Source organism: Xanthovirga aplysinae, assembly GCF_009711365.1.
In the GTDB taxonomy this organism is placed as follows: Bacteria; Bacteroidota; Bacteroidia; order Cytophagales; family Cyclobacteriaceae; genus Xanthovirga; species Xanthovirga aplysinae.
Genome location: NZ_SMMB01000978.1, coordinates 1 through 6,131, shown reverse-complemented (window position 1 = coordinate 6,131; position 6,131 = coordinate 1). Strand labels below are relative to the sequence as shown.

The 6,131-nt window shown below is 36.5% G+C and carries 5 protein-coding genes; all 5 read left to right on the top strand.

Going from position 1 to position 6,131, the window contains the following annotated elements; genetic code table 11:
• Nucleotides 1-145: 145 nt before the first annotated feature.
• Nucleotides 146-925, top strand: coding sequence for an energy transducer TonB (locus E1171_RS09485; RefSeq protein WP_155205765.1), 780 nt, complete (start codon nucleotides 146-148; stop codon nucleotides 923-925).
• 7 nt (nucleotides 926-932) lie between these two features.
• The gene (locus E1171_RS09480) at nucleotides 933-3,374 is read left to right on the top strand and encodes a T9SS type B sorting domain-containing protein (RefSeq protein ID WP_155205764.1); all 2,442 of its coding nucleotides are present in this window, start codon (nucleotides 933-935) and stop codon (nucleotides 3,372-3,374) included.
• A gap of 6 nt (nucleotides 3,375-3,380) precedes the next feature.
• The gene (locus E1171_RS09475) at nucleotides 3,381-4,946 is read left to right on the top strand and encodes a PorP/SprF family type IX secretion system membrane protein (RefSeq protein ID WP_155205763.1); all 1,566 of its coding nucleotides are present in this window, start codon (nucleotides 3,381-3,383) and stop codon (nucleotides 4,944-4,946) included.
• Between the two features lie 146 nt (nucleotides 4,947-5,092).
• Nucleotides 5,093-5,752: an LVIVD repeat-containing protein gene (locus tag E1171_RS09470; protein WP_155205762.1), complete on the top strand. Its 660-nt coding sequence runs from the start codon at nucleotides 5,093-5,095 to the stop codon at nucleotides 5,750-5,752.
• A 20-nt stretch (nucleotides 5,753-5,772) separates the two neighbouring features.
• The coding region (locus E1171_RS09465) for an LVIVD repeat-containing protein (protein ID WP_425509612.1) at nucleotides 5,773-6,131 on the top strand (359 nt) is incomplete at its 3' end.

The window sequence follows — 6,131 nt, the reverse complement described above, 5'->3', positions numbered from 1 at the left end:
AGATAGATGAAATCCAATTACTGGAACTACGGTTTTTTGAGATGAAATCCTTTAAAGAGGTCGGGTACATTCTTAAGATCACGGAAAACCTCGCAAAAGTTAGAACTTATCGGCTTTTAAGTAAAATGAAAAAGTTAATGGAGAGATGAAGACACCAAGGAAGATAAAAATACTCGACCAAGACCCATTGACTTCAAAAAAGGAAATAGAGTCCTACATGGATTTCGATTCGGTGTTGGATAACTTTAATAACAATAAAGTTATAACAAGGAATAAATCTTTCAAGACAGGTTTAATGGTTGTTGGTTTTATGTTGTTGGGTGTAAGCCTGTATTTTCTTTTCCCTAAAGAAGAAATAGTTCTGGAGGAAGTGACCATTAAGTCGGAAGTTAAAGAGGAAGTATCAAAGAAAGAGGAAAAAGGAGCGCAAAATTTACAAGAATTGGAACCTCGGGAGACAAAAGCATCGATTCCTCTAGAAGGTGAGCATTTGATAGCCGAGAAGGCTAATGAAAGTAAGGCTGCTTTCAAGTCTATTGAAAAGAAAAAAGATAGAAAGTTGGTGGATGAAATATCTTCGATAAAAAAACAGAAAAAGAAGAAGGCACCGGAAGTGACCTATACATATAGGGAGGCCGTTCCTGTTGAAGGACTTTCATATCTTTATGCTTATTTACATAAAAATCTGACTTACCCTGATGAGTTGAAGAAGGATTCAATTGAAGGAGTAGTTTTGGTGAGCTTTGTAGTAGGCAGAGATAGTTCTATAACAAAAATTGAGGTTGTACAGTCATTAGGAGAAAAATTTGACCAGGAAGCCATACGTGTAATTAGTAATATGCCCAAATGGGTTCCTGCAACAGTAAATAATACGCCAGTAAGCAGTAAACTTTCCATTCCATTAAGTTTTAATATCAAAAAATAGTCAGGTTATGAAAAAAAGATATTTGTTGATTGTCATGCTGACAATCCGGCATTTCTTTGCCTTTTCCCAAACATTTGAAGGCAGGGATACACTGAAAGTAAGTGCTGAAAACATCCTCGATGGACATTGGGCTGATATTACTCATGATGGTACACTTGAGTATGTGGCATTGCTTCAAAATCAGGATAGTGTTTTTGTAACTATGTTTTTTATGGAGAGGGACACTCTAAATCATCAAGTTTTATTGGCAAAGGAAGGTATTGGTGCACAGTTTGAAATTGTTGATTTGACACAAGATGGGCTATTAGATATTTTATTAACCATTAAAACAAAGACAACATCTACTTTAGAAATCTATCCTAATAATGAGGGATTGGATTTTGATGAAGGGGTAATGAAAATAGACGATTTATTTGCTCATAGTTGGGTGCCTACTGACCTGAAAAGAAATGGATCAAAAGAGATTCTGGCCATAGTGGAAGAGGAAGGAATACTTACTCCCAGACTATATGCTTATAAAGAAGAAATAATAGGTTGGGATACCTTGCAATTGGAGTATTCAGAAGGGATAACCTTTAGAGAACTCCTTGCCATCGACCTTCAAAAAGATGGTTGGGATGATATTCTATTAGGGGGAATTAATGAAGCTGGGGATGCGGAATTGATTCTCTATCAAAATAATAAAGGAAAATTGGATTCAGCTGGGCATGATTTTGATTATCCGGAACTATTGAAAATGTCAAAAGTAGACCTTGATGCTGACGGGGACTTTGAGATTTTCTACCATGGTGAAGTAGGGGCCACTACCTCTTTGTACTATTACCATAATACTGATAGTAGTTTTGTAAGGGAGGAATTAGTTATAGATCCTGATAGCGTTTTGCAATTTTTTGCAGCTGATTTCAACTCGGATGGGTTTGTTGATATTGTTTTAAAAAGTAGTACTGGGGGTGAATTAAAAAATGAGTTGATGCTCAACGATGGAAATTTAAGCTTTTCATCGGAGGAAATTTTTATGTCAGATCACCAGGATTTTGGAGATTGGGATTGGGATGGGGATCTGGATATTTTGCAGTTTAAAAAAATTGAAGATTCTCTAGAAGTGGTGTTACTTGACAATTCTACAGTTGCACAAAATTTGGGGCCCACAACTCCTACTCAATCAATGGTTTTTCCACAATCCAATTCTATTACCATTAGTTGGGATAGTGTAAAAGATGATCATACAAATCAGGCAGCTTTGACCTATGACCTATACCTTAAAAAGGAAGGAATAACTCTTTCTCCCGGTTTTAAGATTGAAAATCCTTATAGAATAGTAGTAGCCCATGGGAATCAAAATACGCTTACTGAAGTTTCCTATCATGAATTGGATCCTGGAATTTATGAATACGGCATTCAGGCGGTAGATAATGCTTATTATGCTGGAGGAGGTTTGGGAGATATTCATCGCGGTCAATTTGTGATTTGTGATAATGTACAAACCAATGAGTATATTGTATGCACAGATGAAGAATATACATTGATAGCGAACGGGGGTAAAACAGGGACTTGGTATTCTTCTAGGCAAGGTTATTTAGGGACTTCTGATTCTTTAAACCTCATTGTCGAACAAGATGACCAGATATTTTTTTCAGTTCATAATTCTTTGTTTTGTGAAGATCAAGAGGTTTGGTCTTTTGATGTACAAGAAAGTGGTGAAATAGAACAACTCCCAGACTTATGGGCTTGTGAGGGGAATGTATTAGAGCTTAAAATCGACGATTATTGGAAATCTATAAAATGGACTTCTCAAATAAAAGGGGATCTCTCAGATTCAACCTACTTAACTTATGAAGTTGTTGCTCAGGATACTGTAACCGTTAGTTTGGAATCCTACCAAGGGTGTGCTTTCCAAGATGTTTTTTCCGTTAACGTCAGCTCCCCTGAAATTTCTCTAAGTGGGGAAATATATAGAATTCTAAAAGGGGAAAGTGTTCAACTTTCCGTTGGAGGAGGAGATAAATACATTTGGGAACCCTCAGAAGGACTAAATGATCCATTAATTGCCAATCCATTGGCAAGCCCGGAAAAAACAACATTATATACTGTACAGGTTACCGATTCCCTAGGCTGTAAAGCTTTAGCTTCGATCCAAGTTATTGTGGAAAGTGAGGCCTTTATTCCCAATTTATTTACTCCCAATCAGGATCAACGGAATGATGTTTTGAAAATTTATGGGTTGGAAGAGGTAAATGAATTTACTTTCAAAATATATAATCGGTCAGGGGGCTTGGTCTATGAGACAAATAATTTAGATGAGGCCATCGCAATAGGTTGGGATGGGACAAGAAAAGGAAAGCCGCAGCCCAATGGAGTCTATTATTGGAGGATTTCTGGGACTTACAAAAATGGAAATCCGGTTTATTTGAATGGAAAAAATTCTGGGGCAATACATTTATTGAGATAATTACAGATGAAGAAATCAATTCTCCTTATAGGGTTTGTCCTGCTTTTTACTGGACTGAATGCCCAGTATTATCAGTTTTCGCAATATAATTATGCCAACCAGCGGACCAATCCTGCCTCAATATCCTTATCTGATTATGCCACTGTCGGGTTTATCTATAGAATTCAGGATACTTCCCCGGATTTGAATATGAATACCTTTTTGTTTTCGGCAAAATATCCCTTGATGACCAAAAATGGAGGGAAAAGGTGGTCTTCAGTTGGGCTTTCTGCCGGGAAAGATCAAAGTGGATTAAGTGGAATTCTAATGGCCAATGAACTTGGATTGACTTATGCGCTTAATTTCTTTTTGAACAAAGACCAAGTGTTAAGCTTTGGCACTAAACTTAACTACCACTCAAGGAAGATAGATACCAGAGGATTAACTACGGGAACTCAGTTTATACCTGGAATTGGATTTGTCTCTGGGGGTGATTTGGGAGAGGACTTTAATAAATTTAATACTGATTTTTTTTCTTTTAGTGGAGGAGCTTTTTGGAATAAGGAAGATCGGAAGGGGAGAAGAATTGCCCACTTTGGTGTTTCATTATTTGATATAAATGCACCAAATGAAAGTCTTCTGGGAGGACATTCCTCAATGATCCCCACTTTTGTTATTGAAGGTGGGAGACAAATATATGGGGATCGTCAATTCAGTATTTACCCTGAATTTCTTTACACTAATTCCGCATCAACAAGTTCCTTGAATATTGGTGCAGTTACTCGTTACTCTTTCGATCATTGGAATATAAAAACCGTGGCTTCTGCGGTAGAGTTGCATACCAAATATTTACTTAAAGAGGGGGTGATGTTTGGATTGCAATTGGTAAACGAAGGATTCTCTATTGGGTTGAGTTATGATTTGCCTCTTCATAATGCAGTTGCTCAGCAGGGAGCTTTTGAGATTGGTGTCGAACTAAGCAAATTAATAGAAAGGAGGTATAGAAGAACTAAACGCAAAAAGAAAGTGGTAAGGAGAAAGAAAACAAGGAAAGGAAACTCAAAGACTAAGCAGGATACAAATGACAAGAGGTTTTCAGAAAAAAATAAGGAGGAGGAAAAAAAACAATCTGCTGATAAGAGAAGGGAACAAATGACTAGGCCTGAAGAATCAAAAATAGAACAGCAAAAAGAAAGAAGGGAAGAAATTAAGACTACAACCTCTGTTGGGGATCTTAAACATGAAGCTTTACTCCTAGAGACAACGAAATTAGTCTATTATTTTGATTTTGATAGTAGCGTTGCAGAACAAGAAACAAAGGATTACATCTCTGATTTGGTTAAGATTTTGAAAGAAGACCTATATATCCGAATTAAGATTATAGGGCATACCGATAATGTTGGAACAGAGGCATATAACTTAAGATTGTCCCAAAGAAGGGCCAGGGAAATAAAGAGTCAGCTTATTGAAAATAATATTTCTGCAGAGAGAATATTCTGGGATGGAAGGGGGGAATCAGAACCTTTAGCAGGAAATGAAACTGTTGAGGGAAGAAGGAAGAATAGGAGGGTTGAGATTATACTTTTTTATTAGCATGGGCATAAAATGAGATAAAGAGTCCCAATACCTCAATGGAGTTCATTAGCTAAATTCAGAAATTTTATAAAGGAAATCGTTATCTAAACCACCAAAAAAATGAGAAAAACAAAAATTTTCATGCGGTCTTACTTTTATTCAATTTGGAAAGTCCTTTATATGATTCCATTTTTTTGTTCATTTCTTGTTCGGATAAGTCCCAGGATCCTGAGCCAAAAACTGAAGTTTATTTTGAGAAATTATCTCATTTAGAAATTCCCAGAAGATCAGTAACTGATGTTTGGGGTTACGAAACCCAAGGAAAGGAATATGCAATTATTGGAGATAAAGATGGGATAAGCATTGTGGACGTAACCGAACCCTCAAACACCGAAATAGTTTCCACTACTTCGGTGTTTGCTTTTGATATGAAAGTTTGGGATCATTATTTATATGTAGCAGATGGGGATTTATCTAAAGTGGAGAAAAGCCATATTTTAGATATATCAGACCCTTCCAACCCAAAAATAGTGGGAACTTTTCCCTCCTCCCATAATATCTTTATTGATGAAAAAGGGTATTTGTACCTAACTGGGTATTTTGACAATATGTCGGATGATGACCCTGAGGAATGGGATATTTTAGGATTTAGCATTTTTGATCTAAATGAAAATCCTGAAAATCCAAGGTTGATATGGACTTTTGAAGATGAAAGGGTAAACTCTCATGACTTTACAGTGAATGGAAATAGGATGTATGCCTTTCAAAAAGAAATGGAACAGAAATCTACGACATTAGTGAACGCTCCTCTCCAGTCTTATTAGGAAAAATCGAAAGTCCTGATGTGACTATAAGCCATAGTGGTTGGGTAACAGACGATCATAATTATCTTTTTATTTGCAATGAAAATGATAAAGGTATTGATATTACCATCTGGGATATTTCTAACCCCTCAAACCCCACTCGGGTAAGCCAAATAAATGATGAAGATAACGTAGCCCATAACTTATACATAATTGGGAATTATGCTTATGTCTCTTATTACCGTGCAGGATTAAGAATTTATGATGTGTCGGACCCAAATGACCCCTTTCTTGTTTACCAATACGATACTAATGATTCTCCTTTTGAGGGATCACACATTAATGGAGCATTTGGAGTATACCCTTTCACTTCTTCGGGAAATATTTATGTTAGTGATAT